The sequence below is a fragment of the Roseovarius aquimarinus genome, assembly GCF_043661195.1.
In the GTDB taxonomy this organism is placed as follows: domain Bacteria; phylum Pseudomonadota; class Alphaproteobacteria; order Rhodobacterales; family Rhodobacteraceae; genus Roseovarius; species Roseovarius aquimarinus.
This window is the reverse complement of the sequence record NZ_JBIHMM010000002.1, coordinates 198,276-215,609: the sequence shown is the minus strand read 5'-3', so window position 1 is coordinate 215,609 and position 17,334 is coordinate 198,276. Positions and strand designations below refer to the sequence as shown.

Annotated in this window: 17 protein-coding genes; 8 read left to right on the top strand and 9 right to left on the bottom strand. The window is 67.0% G+C overall.

The genetic code is table 11. The annotated features are described in order from the left end of the window. The first annotated feature begins 35 nt into the window (after positions 1–35). A complete protein-coding gene (gene greA / locus ACGRVM_RS08440; protein WP_377170897.1) occupies positions 36–506 on the top strand; it encodes a transcription elongation factor GreA in 471 nt (156 codons plus the stop codon). A 97-nt stretch (positions 507–603) separates the two neighbouring features. Next, positions 604–1,587: a hypothetical protein gene (locus ACGRVM_RS08435; protein ID WP_377171394.1), complete on the top strand. Its 984-nt coding sequence runs from the start codon at positions 604–606 to the stop codon at positions 1,585–1,587. A 19-nt stretch (positions 1,588–1,606) separates the two neighbouring features. On the opposite strand, the gene ACGRVM_RS08430 is transcribed toward ACGRVM_RS08435, so the two are convergent. From ACGRVM_RS08430 to ACGRVM_RS08390, 9 genes are all read right to left on the bottom strand, one after another. Continuing rightward, positions 1,607–2,452 carry a metal ABC transporter permease gene (locus ACGRVM_RS08430; protein WP_377170899.1) on the bottom strand — a complete coding sequence of 282 codons (846 nt, stop codon included), beginning with the start codon at positions 2,450–2,452 and terminating at the stop codon, positions 1,607–1,609. Beyond that, positions 2,449–3,318 carry a metal ABC transporter permease gene (locus ACGRVM_RS08425; RefSeq protein ID WP_377170901.1) on the bottom strand — a complete coding sequence of 290 codons (870 nt, stop codon included), beginning with the start codon at positions 3,316–3,318 and terminating at the stop codon, positions 2,449–2,451. The genes ACGRVM_RS08430 and ACGRVM_RS08425 overlap by 4 nt, the downstream gene beginning before the upstream one ends. Continuing rightward, entirely contained in the window at positions 3,315–4,217 is a 903-nt protein-coding gene (locus ACGRVM_RS08420; RefSeq protein ID WP_377170903.1) for a manganese/iron ABC transporter ATP-binding protein, read from the bottom strand. Before ACGRVM_RS08420 ends, ACGRVM_RS08425 begins: the two co-directional genes overlap by 4 nt. A gap of 25 nt (positions 4,218–4,242) precedes the next feature. Then, positions 4,243–5,154 carry a metal ABC transporter substrate-binding protein gene (locus ACGRVM_RS08415; RefSeq protein WP_377170905.1) on the bottom strand — a complete coding sequence of 304 codons (912 nt, stop codon included), beginning with the start codon at positions 5,152–5,154 and terminating at the stop codon, positions 4,243–4,245. Positions 5,155–5,254: 100 nt separating this feature from the next. Then, on the bottom strand, positions 5,255–6,079 hold the full coding sequence (locus ACGRVM_RS08410; protein ID WP_377170907.1) for an FAS1-like dehydratase domain-containing protein: 825 nt from the start codon (positions 6,077–6,079) through the stop codon (positions 5,255–5,257). Further along, positions 6,076–7,368 carry an MmgE/PrpD family protein gene (locus ACGRVM_RS08405; protein ID WP_377170909.1) on the bottom strand — a complete coding sequence of 431 codons (1,293 nt, stop codon included), beginning with the start codon at positions 7,366–7,368 and terminating at the stop codon, positions 6,076–6,078. The genes ACGRVM_RS08410 and ACGRVM_RS08405 overlap by 4 nt, the downstream gene beginning before the upstream one ends. Continuing rightward, positions 7,365–8,537, bottom strand: a complete 1,173-nt coding sequence (locus ACGRVM_RS08400) for an acyl-CoA dehydrogenase family protein (RefSeq protein ID WP_377170911.1) — start codon at positions 8,535–8,537, stop codon at positions 7,365–7,367. The genes ACGRVM_RS08405 and ACGRVM_RS08400 overlap by 4 nt, the downstream gene beginning before the upstream one ends. Positions 8,538–8,627: 90 nt before the next feature. Beyond that, on the bottom strand, positions 8,628–9,575 hold the full coding sequence (locus ACGRVM_RS08395) for a LysR family transcriptional regulator (protein WP_377170913.1): 948 nt from the start codon (positions 9,573–9,575) through the stop codon (positions 8,628–8,630). 77 nt (positions 9,576–9,652) lie between these two features. Next, the gene (locus tag ACGRVM_RS08390; protein WP_377170915.1) at positions 9,653–10,777 is read right to left on the bottom strand and encodes a zinc-dependent alcohol dehydrogenase family protein; all 1,125 of its coding nucleotides are present in this window, start codon (positions 10,775–10,777) and stop codon (positions 9,653–9,655) included. A gap of 391 nt (positions 10,778–11,168) precedes the next feature. Between ACGRVM_RS08390 and ACGRVM_RS08385 the strand changes: the two genes are divergently transcribed. The 6 genes from ACGRVM_RS08385 to ACGRVM_RS08360 all read left to right on the top strand — a co-directional run bounded on the left by ACGRVM_RS08385 (position 11,169) and on the right by ACGRVM_RS08360 (position 17,328). Next, complete coding sequence (locus ACGRVM_RS08385; protein WP_377170917.1) at positions 11,169–12,455, top strand: ABC transporter substrate-binding protein; 1,287 nt, start codon at positions 11,169–11,171, stop codon at positions 12,453–12,455. A gap of 124 nt (positions 12,456–12,579) precedes the next feature. Beyond that, a complete protein-coding gene (locus ACGRVM_RS08380; RefSeq protein ID WP_377170919.1) occupies positions 12,580–13,485 on the top strand; it encodes a branched-chain amino acid ABC transporter permease in 906 nt (301 codons plus the stop codon). A 12-nt stretch (positions 13,486–13,497) separates the two neighbouring features. Next, positions 13,498–14,454 (top strand): branched-chain amino acid ABC transporter permease, encoded by a 957-nt coding sequence (locus tag ACGRVM_RS08375; RefSeq protein WP_377170921.1) that lies wholly within the window; start codon positions 13,498–13,500, stop codon positions 14,452–14,454. Beyond that, on the top strand, positions 14,451–15,197 hold the full coding sequence (locus ACGRVM_RS08370) for an ABC transporter ATP-binding protein (protein ID WP_377170923.1): 747 nt from the start codon (positions 14,451–14,453) through the stop codon (positions 15,195–15,197). The genes ACGRVM_RS08375 and ACGRVM_RS08370 overlap by 4 nt, the downstream gene beginning before the upstream one ends. Further along, positions 15,197–15,877, top strand: a complete 681-nt coding sequence (locus ACGRVM_RS08365; RefSeq protein ID WP_377170925.1) for an ABC transporter ATP-binding protein — start codon at positions 15,197–15,199, stop codon at positions 15,875–15,877. Before ACGRVM_RS08370 ends, ACGRVM_RS08365 begins: the two co-directional genes overlap by 1 nt. Beyond that, on the top strand, positions 15,877–17,328 hold the full coding sequence (locus tag ACGRVM_RS08360) for an aldehyde dehydrogenase family protein (protein ID WP_377170927.1): 1,452 nt from the start codon (positions 15,877–15,879) through the stop codon (positions 17,326–17,328). The genes ACGRVM_RS08365 and ACGRVM_RS08360 overlap by 1 nt, the downstream gene beginning before the upstream one ends. Positions 17,329–17,334 lie beyond the last annotated feature (6 nt).

The following is a 17,334-nucleotide window of genomic DNA, read 5'->3' as shown; positions in this document are numbered from 1 at the left end:
GCGGCAGGGGCCGCGCCGCCGATTTGGGGGATTGAATGGAAAAACTACCGATGACCCGCGCCGGCTTTGACGCGCTCAACGCCGAGCTGAAGCAATTGAAATCGGTCGAGCGTCCGGCGATCATCCGTGCCATCGCGGAGGCGCGCGAGCATGGCGATTTGTCCGAGAACGCCGAATACCATTCGGCGCGCGAAAAGCAGAGTTTCATCGAGGGCCGCATCAAGGAGCTCGAGGGCGCGCTCGGCCTGTCGGAAGTGATCGATCCCACCAAACTCTCCGGCCCGATCAAGTTCGGCGCGACCGTGACGCTGGTCGACGAGGACACCGACGAGGAAAAGACCTGGCAGATCGTGGGCGAGCACGAGGCGAATATCGAGAAGGGCCTTCTCAACATCAAGTCGCCCATCGCGCGCGCGCTCATCGGCAAGGATGAGGGCGACAGCGTGGAGGTGCGCACGCCCGGCGGCGATCGCGCCTACGAAGTGTTGAAGATCCAGTATATCTGAAAAGGCGCAGAGCATGCCCTCGCAGACATCGCAGCCCGAGGCCGCATCGCATGGCCCGAAGTCGCCGGCCGGCGGCCTGCGCCCCGGTCTGCCCGGCATGCCCCCGGCCGAGCCGCCGCGCCTTTCGGGGCCGGAGCTCGCGGCGCTTGTGCTGTCGGGCCTGTGGCTGACGCTCGCGGCGGTCGTCTTCGCGATCTTCGGCTTCGGCGGCTCCGAGGGCGCGATCGGTTTTCTCGTGGTGGCGATGGTCGTCTTCATGCCGGTCGCGATGATCTGGGTCGCGGCGACGGCGGCGCGCACCGCGCGCGTCATGCGCGACGAGAGCGCCCGGCTCCACGCGGCGATCGACGCGATCCGCAAGGCCTATATCGCGCAGAGCCAATCGCTCATCGCGCCGGGCGGCGGGCAGACCACGGTGGCGCGCAAGCTCGACGAGATCGCGGCGGCGCAGCGCAAGACCGAAACGGCGCTGGCCACCTTCTCGTCGATCCGCCCGATGCCTTCCGCGCAGCCCGCGCGCCGCGCGGCGCCCGCGCCCGCGCCTGCGGCGCCCGCTGATGACGGGCAGGTGGCGCTGCCGCTCGGCACGCAGGCCAGCGACATGAGCCCGCCGCTCGAGCGGGCGGATTTCATCCGCGCGCTCAATTTCCCGGAGACCGCCGAGGACAAGGAAGGCTTCGCCGCGCTGCGCCGTGCGTTGAAGGACCGCCCCACGGCGCAGCTTATTCAGGCGGCGCAGGACGTGCTGACGCTTCTCAGTCAGGACGGGATCTACATGGACGATCTGCGCCCCGACATGGCGCGCCCCGAGACGTGGCGCAGCTTCGCGGGCGGCGCGCGGGGCCGTGCCATCGCGGCGCTGGGAGGCATACGCGACCGCTCGTCGCTGGCGCTGGCGGCGGCGCGCATGAAGAACGATCCGATCTTCCGCGATGCCGCGCATCACTTCCTGCGCCGCTTCGATCAGATGTTCTCGAGCTTCGCGGACGACGCAAGCGACAGCGACATCTCGGATCTGTCGGACACGCGCACGGCGCGCGCCTTCATGCTCCTCGGCCGGGTCGCGGGCACGTTCGACTGACGCGGCACGCCCTGAACGCCTACGCGTCTTTCAGCGCGCGCCGCGAGGTCGAGCGGGTGATGGCCATGCGGCGCAGGAAGGCCGCGATGAAGACGCCCGTCAGCATCAGCACGATGGTCGCGGCGGGCGATGCGTCGAGAAAGAAGCTTGCATAGGTGCCGCCCAGCATCGCGCCCCCGCAGACCAGCACCGAGACGAGAAGCATGCGCCCGAAGCTGCGCACCAGCAGGAAGGCGATCGCGCCCGGCGTGACCAGCAGCGCGATGGCGAGGATGAGCCCGACCGAGCTGAGCGTCGCCACGATCATGAGCGAAAGCGCGGCCAGAAGCCCGTAATGCAGCACCCCGCCGCGCAGCCCCGAGGCCTGCGCCTGCGCGGGATCGAAAGCATGAAGCAGAAGGTCGCGCCATTTCAGCGCCAGAAACCCGGTCACCGCCAGCGCGATGAGGCCGGAGGTCCAAAGATCCTCGGCGCCGACGCCCAGCATGTTGCCGAAGAGAATGTGATCGAGATGCTCGTTCGTACTGATCGAGGTGTACATGACGATACCGAGGCCGAACATTCCCGAGAAGACGACGCCCATCACCGTGTCCTCCTTGACCCGGCTGTTGTAGGACAGAAACCCCGTCGCCAGCGCGCAGGCCATGCCCGCCGCGAAGGCGCCCGCGATGAGCGGCATGCCCAGCATCCAGGCCAGCACGATGCCCGGCAGCGTCGCATGGCTGACCGCATCGCCCATCAGCGCCCAGCCCTTCAGCACCATGAAGCATGACAGAAGCGCCGTGGGCGGCGCGACCAGCAGGACGATCCAGAAGGCGTTCTGCATGAACGGAAACTGGAAGGGCAGGAAAATCTGGTCGATCATGGCCGTGCCTCGCCCGGTGTACGCGCCGCCGCGGCCTTGCGCCGTGCCGCCATCATGCCGTGGCGCGGCGCGAAGGTGAAGGCGGCGAGGAAAAGCAGCGTTTGCAGCACCACGATGATCCCGCCCGTCGCGCCGTCGAGAAAATAGCTGAGATAGGCCCCGACGAAGCTGGTGAGCGTGCCGATCAGCACCGAGACGAGGATGAGGCGCGGGAAGCGGTCGCACAGAAGATAGGCGGTGGCGCCCGGCGTCACGACCAGCGCGATGACCAGAAAGGCGCCCACCGTCATCATGGCGGCCACGACGGCGGCCGAGAGGAGCATGAAGAAGACCGCCTTCAGCAGATCGGGCCGCAACCCGACGCTGCGCGCATGGTTCTCGTCGAAGAAGACGACCATGAGGTCCTTCCACTTGGCCAGCAGCACCACGAGCGAGACGCATCCGATGATCGCGAGTTGCAGCGTGTCCTCGGGCGTGATGGCGAGGATGTTGCCCATGATGATCGTCTGGATGCTCACCGACATGGGCGAGAGCGAGACCATGAAGAGGCCGAGGCCGAAGAAGGACGTGAAGATGATGCCGATGATGACATCCATCTTGAGCCCCGACCGGCCCGACAGGAACAGCATCGCCCCCGCCGCGAGGCCGCCCGCGAGGAAGGCGCCGAGTGCGAAGGGCAGGCCGAGAAGATAGGCGCCCGCGACGCCCGGCACGACCGAATGGCTGAGCGCGTCGCCGATCAGCGACCAGCCCTTGAGCATGAGATAGCAAGACAGGAACGCGCAGACGCCGCCCGTCAGCGCCGAAACCCACATGGCGTTGAACATGTAGCCATAGGTGAAGGGCTCGAGGAGGGTCGCGATCATTCCGCCTTCTCCGGCTTGGCCGGCTTCACCTTGCGGCGGCGCTCGCCGTAATGCACGAAGGGACGCTCGTCATCGGTGATGATGCGCAGCTCGCGCGGATCGTCATCGTCGTGGAGCTCGTCGCCGCCGAGGGTGAAGTGCCGCAACACGCCCCCGAAGGCCTTCTCCAGCATGTCGCGGGTGAAGACTTCGTCGGTCGGCCCGTAGGCCAGCACGGTGCCCTTGACCAAGATCGTGCGGTCGCAGAATTCGGGGACCGAGCCGAGGTTATGCGTCGAGACCAGCATCACGCGCCCCTCGTCGCGCAATTCGCGCAGGAGCGCGATGATCTGGTCCTCGGTCTTGACATCGACGCCGGTGAAGGGCTCGTCGAGCAGGATCACCTGGCCGTCCTGCGCGAGGCTCCGCGCAAGGAAGACGCGTTTGCGCTGGCCGCCCGACAGCTCGCCGATCTGGCGGTGGCGATAGTCCTGCATGCCGACGCGCGCCAGCGCCTTGTCCACCGCCGCGCGGTCCGCGGCGCGCGGGCGGCGCAGGAAGCCCATATGCCCGTAGCGGCCCATCATGACCACGTCCTCGACCAGCACGGGGAAGGCCCAATCGACCTCTTCGGATTGTGGAACATAGGCCACGAGATTCTCGCGCAGCGCCTCCTTCACCGACTTGCCGAGCAGGCGGATCTGGCCGCTCGCGGCGGGCACGAAGCCCATGATCGCCTTGAAGAGCGTCGATTTTCCGGCCCCGTTCACCCCTACGAGCGCGGTGATCGTGCCGCGCGGGATCTCGAAGCTGGCATCGTGGAGCGCGGTGTGACCGTTGCGGTAAGTCACGCTCACACCGCGGGCGGTGATGCCGTCCATCGGGGCGCGGTCGGTGGCCTCGGGCCTTGTCGCGGTCATGGAACGTCCTTGGTGCTGGCTCTTGCTAGTTCGCGGGCGAGAGAAGCGCGTCCGCGATGGTTTCGGCATCGACGCGCAAAAGGTCGAGATAGGTCGGCACCGGCCCATCCTCGGCGCTGAGGCTGTCGACGTAAAGGACGCCGCCATAGCGCGCGCCGGTCTCTCGGGCGATCTGCTCGGCGGGATCGGTGTTGACGGTGCTCTCGCAGAAGACCACGTCGATGCCGTTCTCGCGCACACCGTCGATGACGCGGCGCACCTGCTGGGGCGTGCCGGTCTGATCGGCGTTCATCGGCCAGAGATAGAGCTCTTTCAGGCCGAAATCGCGGGCGAGATAGCTGAACGCGCCCTCGCAGGTCACGAGCCAGCGGTCCTCTTCGGGGATCTGCTGGATGCGCTCGCGCAGGGGGGCCACGGCCTCGCGCACGCGGGACTTGTAGTCCTCGGCATTGGCCGCGTAGGTCGCGGCATTCTCCGGGTCCTGCTTCGAGAGGGCGGCGGCGATGTTGTCGATATAGACCATCGCGTTATCGAGGCCCATCCACGCATGCGGGTTGGACTGGCCCTCGTAGCTGCCCGAGGAAATGGGGATCGGCGCGATGCCTTCGGTCAGCGTGGCCGAGGGGATATCGCCCAGATTGGCGAGGAACTGCTCGAACCAGAGCTCGAGATTGAGGCCGTTCCAGAGAATCAGATCGGCGTCCGAGGCGCGCACGATATCCTGCGGCGTCGGCTGATAGCCGTGGATCTCGGCGCCGGGCTTGGTGATCGAGACGACGTCCGCGGCGTCGCCGGCGACGTTCTGGGCCATGTCCTGAAGGATGGTGAAGGTCGTCACGACCTTGAGCCGATCCTCCTCGGCGAGCGCCGCGGAGGCGCCGAGGGCGGCGCCGAGTGTCAGGGCGAGGCGGAGCGGGGTGCGAAAGCGGTTGGGCATTCTATCCTCATCTGAATATGCGATGAGGTAGTGTAATTGCGAGGCGCTCGCAAGATGCAAGTAAAATGATAGTCATTCGCAATTAGAGACCGGCGCCACTTCAGGCTCCGGCATGGCCCTGCATGGTGATGGCATTGTCCGCAAGGCGCCGCACGCGCAGCGCATATCCCTCGCCGTCGGGCCGCGCTTCGACGCGGGCCGGCTCGCCGCAGATCAGCGGGGCCGTGCCGCGATACTCGAAGTCTTGTGGCGCGCGGCCGATCAGCCGCGCGGCGAGGTTCTGCATCCAGATCGCCTGCAACGGCCCGTGCACCACGAGGCCCGCATAGCCTTCCGTCTCGCGCGCATAATCCGCATCGTAATGGATCCGGTGCCCGTTGAAGGTAAGCGCCGAATAGCGAAAGAGGAGCGTCGGCGTGGTGGCGATGTCCTGCCCCTCGGCATCGGGCCAATCCTCGGCCTGCGGCAGGACCGGCGCGGGCGCGTCCAGCGCGGGATCCTCGCGATAGACGATGTCCTGCCGCTCGGTCACGCAGGTCTCGCCGTCGATGGCGTAGAGATGACGCAATGTGACGAAGCCGAGCCGCCCGCTGCGGCCCGTCTTGAAGGCGACATTCTCGATGGTGGAATGGCGCGTGATTTCGGCGCCCTCGACCAGGGGCGCATGGCGCGTGATCCTCCCTCCGGCCCACATGCGGCGGGGCAGCGGCAGATCCGGCAGGTAAAGGCCCGTGCGCGGATGCCCGTCGCGGCCGAGCTGCGCGGGCGGGCAGATGTCGGGGCAGAGCAGGAACTCGGCCCCGGGCGGCATGTCGAGCGGGGCGAGCGTGCCGCCCAGCGCCGCGCGGAACCCGGCCATGAGACGGGGCGTCAGCGTATCGCGGCGCGTGATCTCGCGCCCGATCCAGTCCGAAAAATCGCTCATGACGCGCCCCCCAGCACGTCGCCCAGGGCGCGCGCGTCCTTGCCCTCGAGCCGCTCCAGCGCATCGCAGAGCGCCTCGCCCGGCGGGCCGAGCAAAGCGGCGGCCTTGGCGCGCAGGCTGCGCGCCAGCATCTGCGCCGGGATCGGCGCCGCCAGATCATGCGCGAAGGTGCGGGTGCTCCCGTCCGCGAACGTGATTTCCCCCTCGGCCTGCATGTCCGTCAGGCGCGCATCGCCCTCGACGCGCACGCGGCGGGCGAAATCGGCCAGCGCGGGATCGGCGGCCAGCGCATCGGTGTAATGCCGGTCGCTGCCCGTCGCATCTGCGCGCAGCGCCATCCCGGCGAGCCAGGCATAGCTGAACTTCACCTCGAGCCCGGTGCGCGGCGCCTTGATGTCGCAGACCGTCAGCCAGCGGGGATTGGTGCGCAGATGCAGCGCGCGCACCTCGTTCATGTCTGCGGCGCCTTGAAGCGCCTCGATCATCGCATGGGTGCCATGGCAGCAGGCGTGCAGCTTGTATTTCACCTCGTCCAGCAGCCATGCACCGCGCGGCGCCTCGATCTCTCCCGGCGCATCGCTATGGGTGGCGAGATAGCCGTTCTGCCCGAAAAGCCCGTCATCGGGCGCGGTCATGCCCGCGCGGGCGAGCTGCGCGCATTCGACGCCCGCCGAGGCCGCGACGCCGGCATTGTAGGGCTTGCCCATCGTGCCGAACTGGCAGCGCAGGCCGGTGGCGCGGGTGGCGCAGAGGCCGATGGCGGCGCGCATCCGGCCCCGGTCCAGCCCCATGAGGCGCCCGGCGGCGATGGTGGCGCCGAAGGCGCCGGCGGTGGCGGTCTGGTGAAATCCCCGCTCGTAATGCGCGCGTCCGAGGGCAAGGCCCACGCGGATCGCCGCCTCGGCACCGACGGCGAAGGCCGCGCGGACCGCGCCCGCCTTTGCGCCCACCGCTTCGCCGGCTGCCAGCGCAGCGGGGTAGATGCCGACCGACAAATGCCCGACATGAGCGAAATGCGTGTCGTCATAATCGAGCGCGTGGGAGATGGTGCCGTTGACCAGAGCGGCCATGCGCGCGGGCGCACGACCCCCGCCGAAAAGCGCCGCCTCGCCCGTGCCGCCTTCGGCCCGGGCCAACTCCCGCAGGATATCCGCCACCGGCTCGGCGAGGCCCGCGCGCCCGCAGGCCATCCAATCCATCAGCGACAGATGCGCAATGGCCCGGCTCGGCTCGGGGATATTTTCCTCGGGCAGGGCCGCGAGATCGAGAAGCGCGTCGAGCCCGCTCATGCGCCGTAGGACTTGGGCAGGCCCAGCACGCGCTCGGCGATGAAGCACAAGATGAGATTGGTCGAGATGGGCGCCACCTGATAGAGGCGCGCCTCGCGGAACTTGCGCTCCACGTCATACTCCTCGGCGAAGCCGAAGCCGCCGTGGGTTTGCAGACACGCTTCGGCGGCCTCCCAGCTTGCATCGGCGGCCAGCATCTTGGCCGTGTTCGCCTCGACGCCGGGAGTCTCGCCCGCGTCATACATGGCGGCGGCGCGGTAGACGATCGCCTCGGCGGCCATCATATGCGCATGGGCGCGGGCCAAGGGGAACTGCACGCCTTGATTGGCGCCGATCGGCTTGCCGAAGACCACGCGCTCGCGGGCGTAATCCGAGCCTTTTTCAAGAAACCATTTGGCATCGCCGATGCATTCGGCGGCGATGAGGATGCGCTCGGAATTCATGCCCGACAGGATATAGCGGAAACCCTGACCCTCTTCGCCGACCAGCGACGAGGCCGGAATCCGGGCGTTTTCGAAGAAAATCTCGGTCGTGGCGTGGTTGATCATCGTGCGGATGGGCCGTATCTCCACCCCGTTGCCGCGCAGCTCGCGCAGGTCGATCAGAAAGACCGAGAGGCCGTCCGTCTTCTTTTCGACCTGATCGCGCGGCGTCGTGCGGGCCAGAAGCACCATCAGATCCGAATGCTCGGCACGGGAGATCCAGATCTTCTGGCCGTTGACGATGTAATCGTCGCCATCGCGCCGCGCCGTCGTCTTGAGTGCGAGCGTGTCGGTGCCGCTGGTCGGCTCGGTCACGCCGAAGGCCTGAAGGCGGATCGAGCCGTCGGCGATGCCCGGCAGGTATTGGCGCTTCTGCGCATCGCTGCCGTGGCGCAGGACGGTGCCCATCGTGTACATCTGCGCGTGACAGGCGGCCGCGTTAGCGCCGCTGCGGTGGATCTCCTCGAGAATGACGGCGCCCGCCGTCAGGCTGAGGCCGAGGCCGCCGTATTCCTCGGGAATCATCGCGCCGAGGTAGCCCTCGCGGATAAGCGCCTGCACGAACTCCTTGGGATAGGCGCGCCGCGCATCGAGATCGCGCCAATAGCTGCCGGGAAACTGCGCGCAGACGGCGGCGACGCCGTCGCGGATGTCCTGATAGTCGGCCGTGGGGTGAAAGGATGTCATCGGCGCACCTCGCGAAGTCTTTGGGACATATGTGCCGCAAGCGACCTGCATCGGCCAATAGGCGCTGGGTCTGGCGGCTATCGGGCGTGCCTATGTGGTATGCGCGGCCTCGAGCTCGCCCTCCCAGATGCCGCGTTGCACCAGATCGCGAGCGACGTCGAGCGTGACCTGCGCGATGGCGTGGCAGGCGCGGCTGCTCTTGCGGGCGGGATTGCTGGCCAGATAGACCGGGCGCACCATGTCGGGCTCGCAGATCGGCGCCTTGACCAGATCGCCGCGCGCGACGAAATCATGCGCGGCGGCGGGGGCGAAGATCGTGTGGCCCGAGCCGCGCGCGACCAGCTCCTTGATCTGCGTCATCGCGTCCATCTCGATCGTCACGTTGAGCTGAATGCCGCGCGGCAGGGCGTAATCCTCGATCGTCTTGCGCAGACCATGCGAGGGGCTGGGCAGGATCAATTCCAGCTTTTGGAGATCGCGCAGGCGCACCGGCGTGCCGGGCGGCGTGTCGAGCGGCCAGTTGTCGGGCGCCGAGAAAAAGAAAAGCCGCTCGTTCAGAACATGAATGACGCGGAAATGATCGGCCTTCGCGAGATCGTAGATGAAGCCGATATCGACCGTGCCGTCGTCGATCCACGTCTTGATGTAGCCGCTCATCGCCTCGATGGCCTGAAGGCGCAGATCGGGAAATTCGACGCGCACGGTTTCGGCCAGCGGCACGGCCATCACCATCGAGACCGAGGGCGGCATGCCGAAGCCCACCTTGCCGCGCAGCGCGCCGCCCGCTTCGCGCATCTCGTCAAGGCAATCCTCGAAGGCGGCGCAGACGGTGCGCGCGTGTTTGAGAAAGAGCACCCCGTCATCGGTGAGGACCGTGCCGCGCGGGCTGCGCTCGACAAGGCGGACGCCCAATTCCTCCTCCATGCGCACCACATTCTGCGACAGGGAGGGCTGCGCGACGCCCAGCGTGCTGGCCGCGACCGAGAGCGACGGGGCCTCGGCGATGGCGATGAAATAGCGCAGCTGTCGGATATCCATAGGCATGCCCTTCGGGTGGCGGCAGTCAAGCTAGAGGGTTTGCCTATGGGCTTGTCAAGTCGCGCGGCCGCGCCGCGTCAGCCGAAATCGACGATCTGGCGGATCGCGGTCCCGTCGTTCAGCCGGTCCATCGCGATGTTGATGTCCTCGAGCCGCACGCGGTGGCTCAGCATCTTCTCGACCGGCAGCTTGCCCTGCTCGTAGAGCGAGAACATGCGCGGCAGATCGCGCTGCGGCACGCAGGAGCCGATATAGCTGCCCTTGAGCGTGCGCTCCTCGGCCACGAGCTTGAGCGCGGGCAGGGCCATGCGCTGATCGGGATGCGGCAGGCCCGCCGTAACGGTCAGGCCGCCGCGCCGGGTGATCTCGTAGGCGGTCTCGAGCGCCTTGACCGATCCGGCCAGCTCGATGGCGCAATCGACGCCGCCACCCGTCAGATCGCGCACCGCGGTGATCGTATCGCCATCGGCCTTGATGCAATCGGTCGCGCCCATGCCGCGCGCGGCCTCCATCTTGGACTCGAACGGGTCGATCGCGATGACGCGGCCCGCGCCCGCCGCCGCCGCGCCGAGCACCGCCGAAAGGCCGACGCCGCCGAGGCCGATCACAGCCACGGTCTGGCCCGGAAGGATGCGCGCGGTGTTGAAGACGGCGCCGGCGCCGGTCAGCATCGCGCAGGAAAACAGGGCGGAAATATGCGCGGGCAAATCATGCTCGACCTTTACGAGCGAGCGGCGATCCATCACGGCATGCGTGGCGAAGGCCGAGACGCCCACGTGGTGGTTGATGGGCTTGCCATCCATCGACAGGCGCCGCGCGCCGGTCATGAGCTCGCCCACGCCGTGATGCTTGGCCGCGCGCTCGCAGAGCGCTGGGCGGCCCTCGGCGCAGGGCGTGCAGATGCGGCAGCCGGGCGCGAAGATGCAGGCGACGTGATCGCCGGGCTTCAGATCGTCGACGCCGTCGCCCACCTCCTCGACATAGCCCGACGCCTCGTGCCCGAGCGCCATGGGCAGCGGACGGGGCCTCGTGCCGTTGATGACCGACAGGTCCGAATGACAGACGCCCGCGGCGCCCATGCGGATCAGAACCTCGCCGCGCCCCGGAGGCGCCAGATCGACCTCGCGCACCTCGAGCGGCGCGGCCTCGGCGAAATTCTCGGTGACGCCATCGCGCATCAGCACGGCTGCGGTGATCTTCATGATGTCCCTCCCATCTGTCGGCTTGCGGCGCCCCGGCCGGAGCGTCGCGCCGACAAGTCTTGCCCGGGCCGAGCTTAATGCGAAAGGCCGCTCGGCGCCAAGAGCGATAGGTGAAGGCTATGACAGCGGAAGGGACAAACTATTAGTCGCGACCCGGCGATCATGCGTAAGCTTCCCGAACGTCACGCCTTTGGGAGGAGGAATGCTGATGTCTGCCGCTCGTGCCGTCGCCATTTCCGCCATGTCGCACGCAAGGCACGCGCCCGACGTTGCTGGGGCGCCGCGTTCGGGCCGGCGTGCCGGGATGTCTACCGCGTTCTTCTGAGAAGCGCGAAAGCGCCGCCGCGCGACAAGCGGCGGCAAGGTTCAACGAAAAAGGGGAGAGAAACCAATGAAGAAACTGCTGATGGCAACCGCTGCCTGCGCCCTGACGCCGCTCGCGGCGCTCGCGCAGGACAAGCCCGAGAAACTGCAGGTGGGCGTCACCGCCTTCCTGACCGGCCCCGCATCGGTCTTCGGCGTGCCCGCCAAGGATGCGGCCGAAATCATGGCCGAGGAGATCAACGCGGCCGGCGGCATCCAGGGGGTTCCGATCGAGCTTTCCTTCATCGACGAAGGCGCGGGCGCGGAAGTGCTCACAACCGAATACCGCCGCCTCGTCGAGAACGGCGCGGACGCGATGCTGGCCTCGATCTCGTCGGGCAACTGCAAGACGATCGCCCCGCTGGCCGAAGACCTCAAGGTCATCAACATCATGTGGGATTGCGGTACGCAGACCATCTTCGAGCAGGGCGAATACAACTATGTCTTCCGCAGCCAGGCCCATGCCGGGACCGAGATGCTGGCCACCGTCGCCTATCTGCTGAAGACCAAGCCCGATTTCCAGACCATCGCGGTCGTCAACCAGGACTACGCCTGGGGCCGTGACAGCTGGGATATCTTCAGCGCCGCGCTCAAGGCCCTGAAGCCCGAAGTCGAAGTGGTCGGCGAGTTCTTCCCGAAATTCGGCTCGCCCGACTTCTCGACCGAGATCTCGCGCCTTCAGGCGCTTCAGCCGGACATCATCCTCAGCACCTCCTGGGGCGGCGATCTCGACACCTTCGTGCAACAGGCCTCGCAGCGCGGGCTGACCAATACCTCGACCTTCGTTCTGCCGCTGGCCGAAAGCTCGCTCGAGCGTCTCGGCTCGGCGCTGCCCTCGGGCCATATCGTCGGCGCGCGCGGCGATCACTACTGGAACCACCCCGAGCGCCGCGATGACGAGGATTTCAAGTCGTTCATGGCCAAGTTCGAGGAAAAGACCGGCTCCAAGGCGATCTATCCCGTCTTCCACATGAGCCAGGGCCTCGCCGCGCTCGAGGCGGCCTATGACAAGGCGGCCGAAGCCAATGGCGGCAACTGGCCGAACGAGGATCAGGTGATCGCGGCGATGGACGGGCTGGAATTCCAGGGCCTCGGCCGTCCGGTCACGCTGCGCGAGGATCATCAGGGCATCGAAGCGCAGCTTCTGGGCATGTCGGTGCAGGGCGGCGAGCTTCCCTTCGCCACGCTCGAGAACATCATGATCTTCGACGGTGCCGAGCTGACCACGCCGGTCGGCGAGGAATCGGTCTCGTGGGTCGGCTCGCTCGAGCCGGGCTGGCTCGATACGCTGACGGTTGACAATTACGAGAACTGATCCTGCGGGAGTGACGTGCGGGGCCTTCGCCAGTCGGAGGCCCCGTTCGCGCCCTGATCGCGCCCCGCGCGGGACGCGTCCCGGCCCGCAGCCATGACCACCGCCACATAACAGAGTGGATCCCATGAACCTGACCCTGTTCCTGCTCGCCTTGTTCGACGGTATCGCCTATGCGGCGCTCGTCTTCATCGTCGCCGTCGGCCTGACCCTGATCTTCGGGGTGATGCGCATCCTCAACGTCGCGCATGGATCGCTCTACGCGGTGGGCGCGTATCTGACCGCCTCGCTGACCACCTTCATCCTGTCGGCCGGTCTGCCGCCTGTCTTCGCCTTCCCGATGATGCTGGTCTCGGCGGTGCTGATCGGTGTCGTGCTGGGCGGGCCGCTCGAATGGCTTCTGCTCCGGCGCATCTACCACAAGCCCGAGGTGCTTCAGCTTCTGGTCACCTTCGCGATCTTCATGATCCTCGAGGACGTCCAGCGTCTGATCTGGGGCACGCAGCCGATCTTTCAGGCGACGGCGCTGCAACTTCTGGGCAACGTCAAGGTGTTCTCGGTCAATTACACGGTCTATCAGCTCATCCTTCTGCCGCTCGTCGCCATCGGCCTGCTGGTCGGGCTGCGGTTCTTCCTGCGCTTCACCGTCGCGGGCAAGCTGATCCTCGCCACCACGGAAGACCGCGAGATGGCGCAGGGCATCGGCATCGACGCCGATAAGGTCTTCTTGCTGACCTTCATCGTGGGCGCGGGCCTCGCCGGCCTCGGCGGCGCGCTCGCTTCGCCCTCGACCTCGGTCCTGCCGGGCATCGGCGCGGACATGATCGTGCTGAGCTTCGCCGTCGTCGCGACCGCCGGGCTCGGCCAGATCGAGGGGGCGGCGCTCACCGCGCTTCTGATCGGTCTCGGGCGCTCCTTCGCCGTCTATGTCTGGCCCGAAGCGCAGGTGCTCGTGCCCTATCTCATCATGGTCGCGGTTCTGCTGGTGCGCCCCGAAGGGCTTTTCGGCAGCCCGTCGGCGCGCAAGATCTGAGGGGGCGGAGCCATGAACATTCGCACCATCATTCCGGCCATCCTGCTGGTTCTCGTCGCGCTCGTGCCCTTCATCGCGGGCGGCCTCAAGGTGCTGCTGACGCTGGCGCTGGCCAAGGGGATCGCCGTCATGGGCATCACCGTGCTTTTGCGCAGTGGGCAGGTCTCTTTCGGTCATGCGCTTTATTTCGCCATCGCGGCCTATGCGGGCGCCTTCACCCTGATGCTGATGCCAGGGGCGGACCTCATCGTCGTTTTCGCCATCGCGGTCGTGGCGGCGGTGGTCTCGGGCGTGCTCGTGGGCCTCTTCGTGGCACGCTACCGTTTCATCTTCTTCGCGATGCTGAACCTCGCCTTCTCGATGATCTTCTGGTCCATTCTCGAGAAATCCTATCACTACACCGGCGGCGCCGACGGCATGCGCCTGCCGCGCCCGACCGTCTTCTGGATCGAGATGGAGCGCGGGGCCTATGAGCTCTTCATGTTCTACCTCGCGCTGATCCTCGCCCTCGGCCTCGGCTGGTTCTCGATGCGCTGGCTCGAGTCGCCCACGGGGCAGCTGTTCCGCACGATCAAGACGAACGAGACGCGCCTGCAATATCTGGGCATGTCACCGCAGCGCGTGATGCTGGTGGGCTACGTGCTCTCGGCGCTGCTCTGCGGCGTGGGCGGCATCATCATGGGGCTGGTGCAGGGCGTGGTGACGCCGGAATATGCCTTCTGGGTGCGCTCGGGCGAGATGGTGTTCATCGCCGTGCTGGGCGGCGCGGGATCGGTGCCGGGCGCGCTGGTGGGCGCCGCGATCTACGAGATCGTGCGCACCTACGCGTCGGCCTTCGCGGCCGATATCTGGCAGATGGTGCTGGGGATCTTCCTTCTGGTCATCATTCTTTTCGCGCCGGGCGGGATCGCCGGCATCTACAACAGCCTGATGGACCGCATCGCCGGCAAGAAGGAGGAGGGTGAATGACCCATCTGCTCGAAACCAAGGGGCTCGAGATCCGCTTCGGCGGGGTCGTTGCGGCGGATGACGTGACGCTTCAGATCGACGCGGGCAAGAACCTCGCCATCATCGGGCCGAACGGCGCGGGCAAGACGACCTTCCTCAACATCTGCACCGGCTGGCTCAAGCCCGCCAAGGGCCATGTCTATTTCGAAGGCCGCGACGTGACGCCCCTCAGCCCGCGCGAGATCACGCGTCAGGGCGTCGCGCGCGCCTTCCAGATCCCGCAGCTTTTCACCGAGCACACGGCGCTCGAGAACCTGCTGATCGCCGTCGCCGCGCGCGACCGGCTGCGCAACCCGATCCGCGCGCTCAAGGACCGCAGTCAGAAGGCCGAGATGATGCATCTTCTGGACCTCGTGAACTGCACCGATGTCGCGCATCGGCAGGTGGACGAGCTGTCCGAGGGTCAGCGCAAGCTGATCGACATCGCGGTCGCGCTGGCGCTCAAGCCCAAGCTCCTGCTGATGGACGAGCCGACATCGGGCGTCGCCAGCTCTGAGAAGTTCGGGGTGATGGAAATCCTCGTCAAGGCGCTGGCCGAGGCCGAGGTGACCGCCGTTTTCGTCGAGCATGACATGGGCATCGTCGAGAAATACGCCGACGAGGTCGCCGTCTGGAACATGGGCAAGATCGAGATGCGCGGAACGCCCGAGGAGGTGCTGGCGCATCCCGACGTGATCCGCGACGTGATCGGGGAGGTCGCCTGATGCTGAGCTTTCACAAATCCGATGCATCCATCGGAAATATCCCCATTCTGCGCGGTCTCGATTTCACGATCCCGGCATCCAGTACCGCCGCGCTGATCGGGCGGAACGGCGCAGGCAAGACGACGCTCCTGCGCTCGGTCATGGGCTTCACCAACGTCACCGGCGAGATCCGCTTCGACGGGCAGGAGATCACCGACATGACCCCGGCCAAGCGTCCCGCGCTCGGCATCGGATACGCGCCCGAGGACCGGCGGCTTTTTTCGGCTTTCACGGTCGAGGAGAACATCCTTCTGCCCGCGCAGGTGGCCAAGCTCGATGCGGCGGCGACGCGGCAGCGGCTCGACCGGGTCTACCACATCCTGCCCGAGCTCAAGGAGATGGCGGGCCGGCCCGCGGGCAACGTCTCGGGCGGGCAGGGCAAGATGGTGGCGCTGGGCCGCGCGCTGATGCTCGGCACCAAGCTCATCATGCTGGACGAGCCTTTCCAGGGCCTCGCGCCGGCATTGGCCAAACGCTATGCCGATGCGCTGCGCGATCTGCGCGACACGGACCGGAACGTGACGCTCATCATCACCGAATCGAACCCCGCGCTCCTGCGCGGCTTCGCGAGCCACACCTTCGTGATCGAGCGCGGCGCCGTGAGCGAGGGCTCGCTCGACGAGAAGAAACAGGAGGCCTGATGCCAAACGAGACGATCCTGCCGAAGCCGCTGAACCTCATCGGCGGAAAATGGGTGCCCGCGGCCTCGGGCGAGGAAATGGACGTGCGCTCGCCGCTCGACGGAGAGGTCTTCACCAGCATCGCGGCCTCGCAGCCCGAGGATGTGGACGCCGCCGTGCGTGCGGCGCGCGCGGCCTTCGACAGCGGCGCATGGGGCGAGATGCCCGCCGCCGAGCGCGGCCGCCTGATGCAGAAGATAAGCCTTGCGATCCTCGATGAGGCCGAGGCGCTGGCCCAGCTCGAGACGCGCGACAACGGCAAGCCGCTCAAGCAATCGCGCGCCGATATGGTCGCCTGTGCGCGCTATTTCGAATTCTACGGCGGCGCCGCCGACAAGGTGCATGGCGAGGTCATTCCCTTCATGGCGGGCTACAATGTGCAGGTGCACCGCGAGCCCTTCGGCGTGATCGCCTGCATCATTCCGTGGAATTACCCCTCGCAGATGTTCGGCCGCGCCCTCGCGCCCGCGCTCGCGATGGGCAATGCGACCGTGCTGAAGCCCGCCGAGGACGCCTGCCTCACATGCCTGCGCCTCGCCGAGATCGCGGGCGAAGTCGGCTTTCCGGAGGGCGCGATCAACGTGGTCACGGGCCGCGGCGATGTGGCGGGCAAGGCGCTGAGCGAGCATCCCGGCGTCGATTTCATCGCCTTCACCGGCTCGCCCGAGGTAGGCCAGATGATCCAGATCGCGGCGGCCAAGAATTACATCGCCTGCACGCTGGAGCTGGGCGGCAAATCCCCGCAGATCGTCTTCGACGACGCCGATATCGAGGCGGCGCTGCCTTTTCTGGTGGGCGGGATCATCGCCAATGCGGGGCAGACCTGCTCGGCGGGGAGCCGGATCCTCATTCAGGAAGGCGTCTATGACAAGGTGATCGCGGGCCTGAAAGAGCGGTTCGAGGGTATCGAGGCGTCCGACCTCTCCGAAAAGGCGGTGCTGGGCCCGGTCATCTCGGCCAAGCAGAAGAAACGCGTGGAGGCCTATATCGAAGGCGCCGACGCGCCGCTGATCGCGCGCGGAACGGTGCGCAAGGGCGCGCCCGAGGGCGGCTATTACGTGGCGCCCGCGCTTTTCGGGCCGGTCGATCCCAAGTCGAGGATCGGGCAGGAGGAGGTCTTCGGCCCCGTCCTCTGCGCGATGACGTTCAAGGACGAGGCGGACGCGCTGCGCATCGCCAACGACACCGAGTACGGCCTGATGGCCTCGATCTGGACCCGCGACGGCAACCGCCAGCAGCGCCTCGCCAAGAGGCTGCGCGGGGGGCAGGTCTATATCAACGGCTTCGGCGCGGGCGGCGGTATCGAGCTGCCCTTCGGCGGGGTGCGCAAATCCGGCCACGGGCGCGAGAAGGGCTTTGCCGCGCTTCTCGAGTTTTCGCAGATCAAGACGATCATTCACAAGCACGACTGAGGGCAG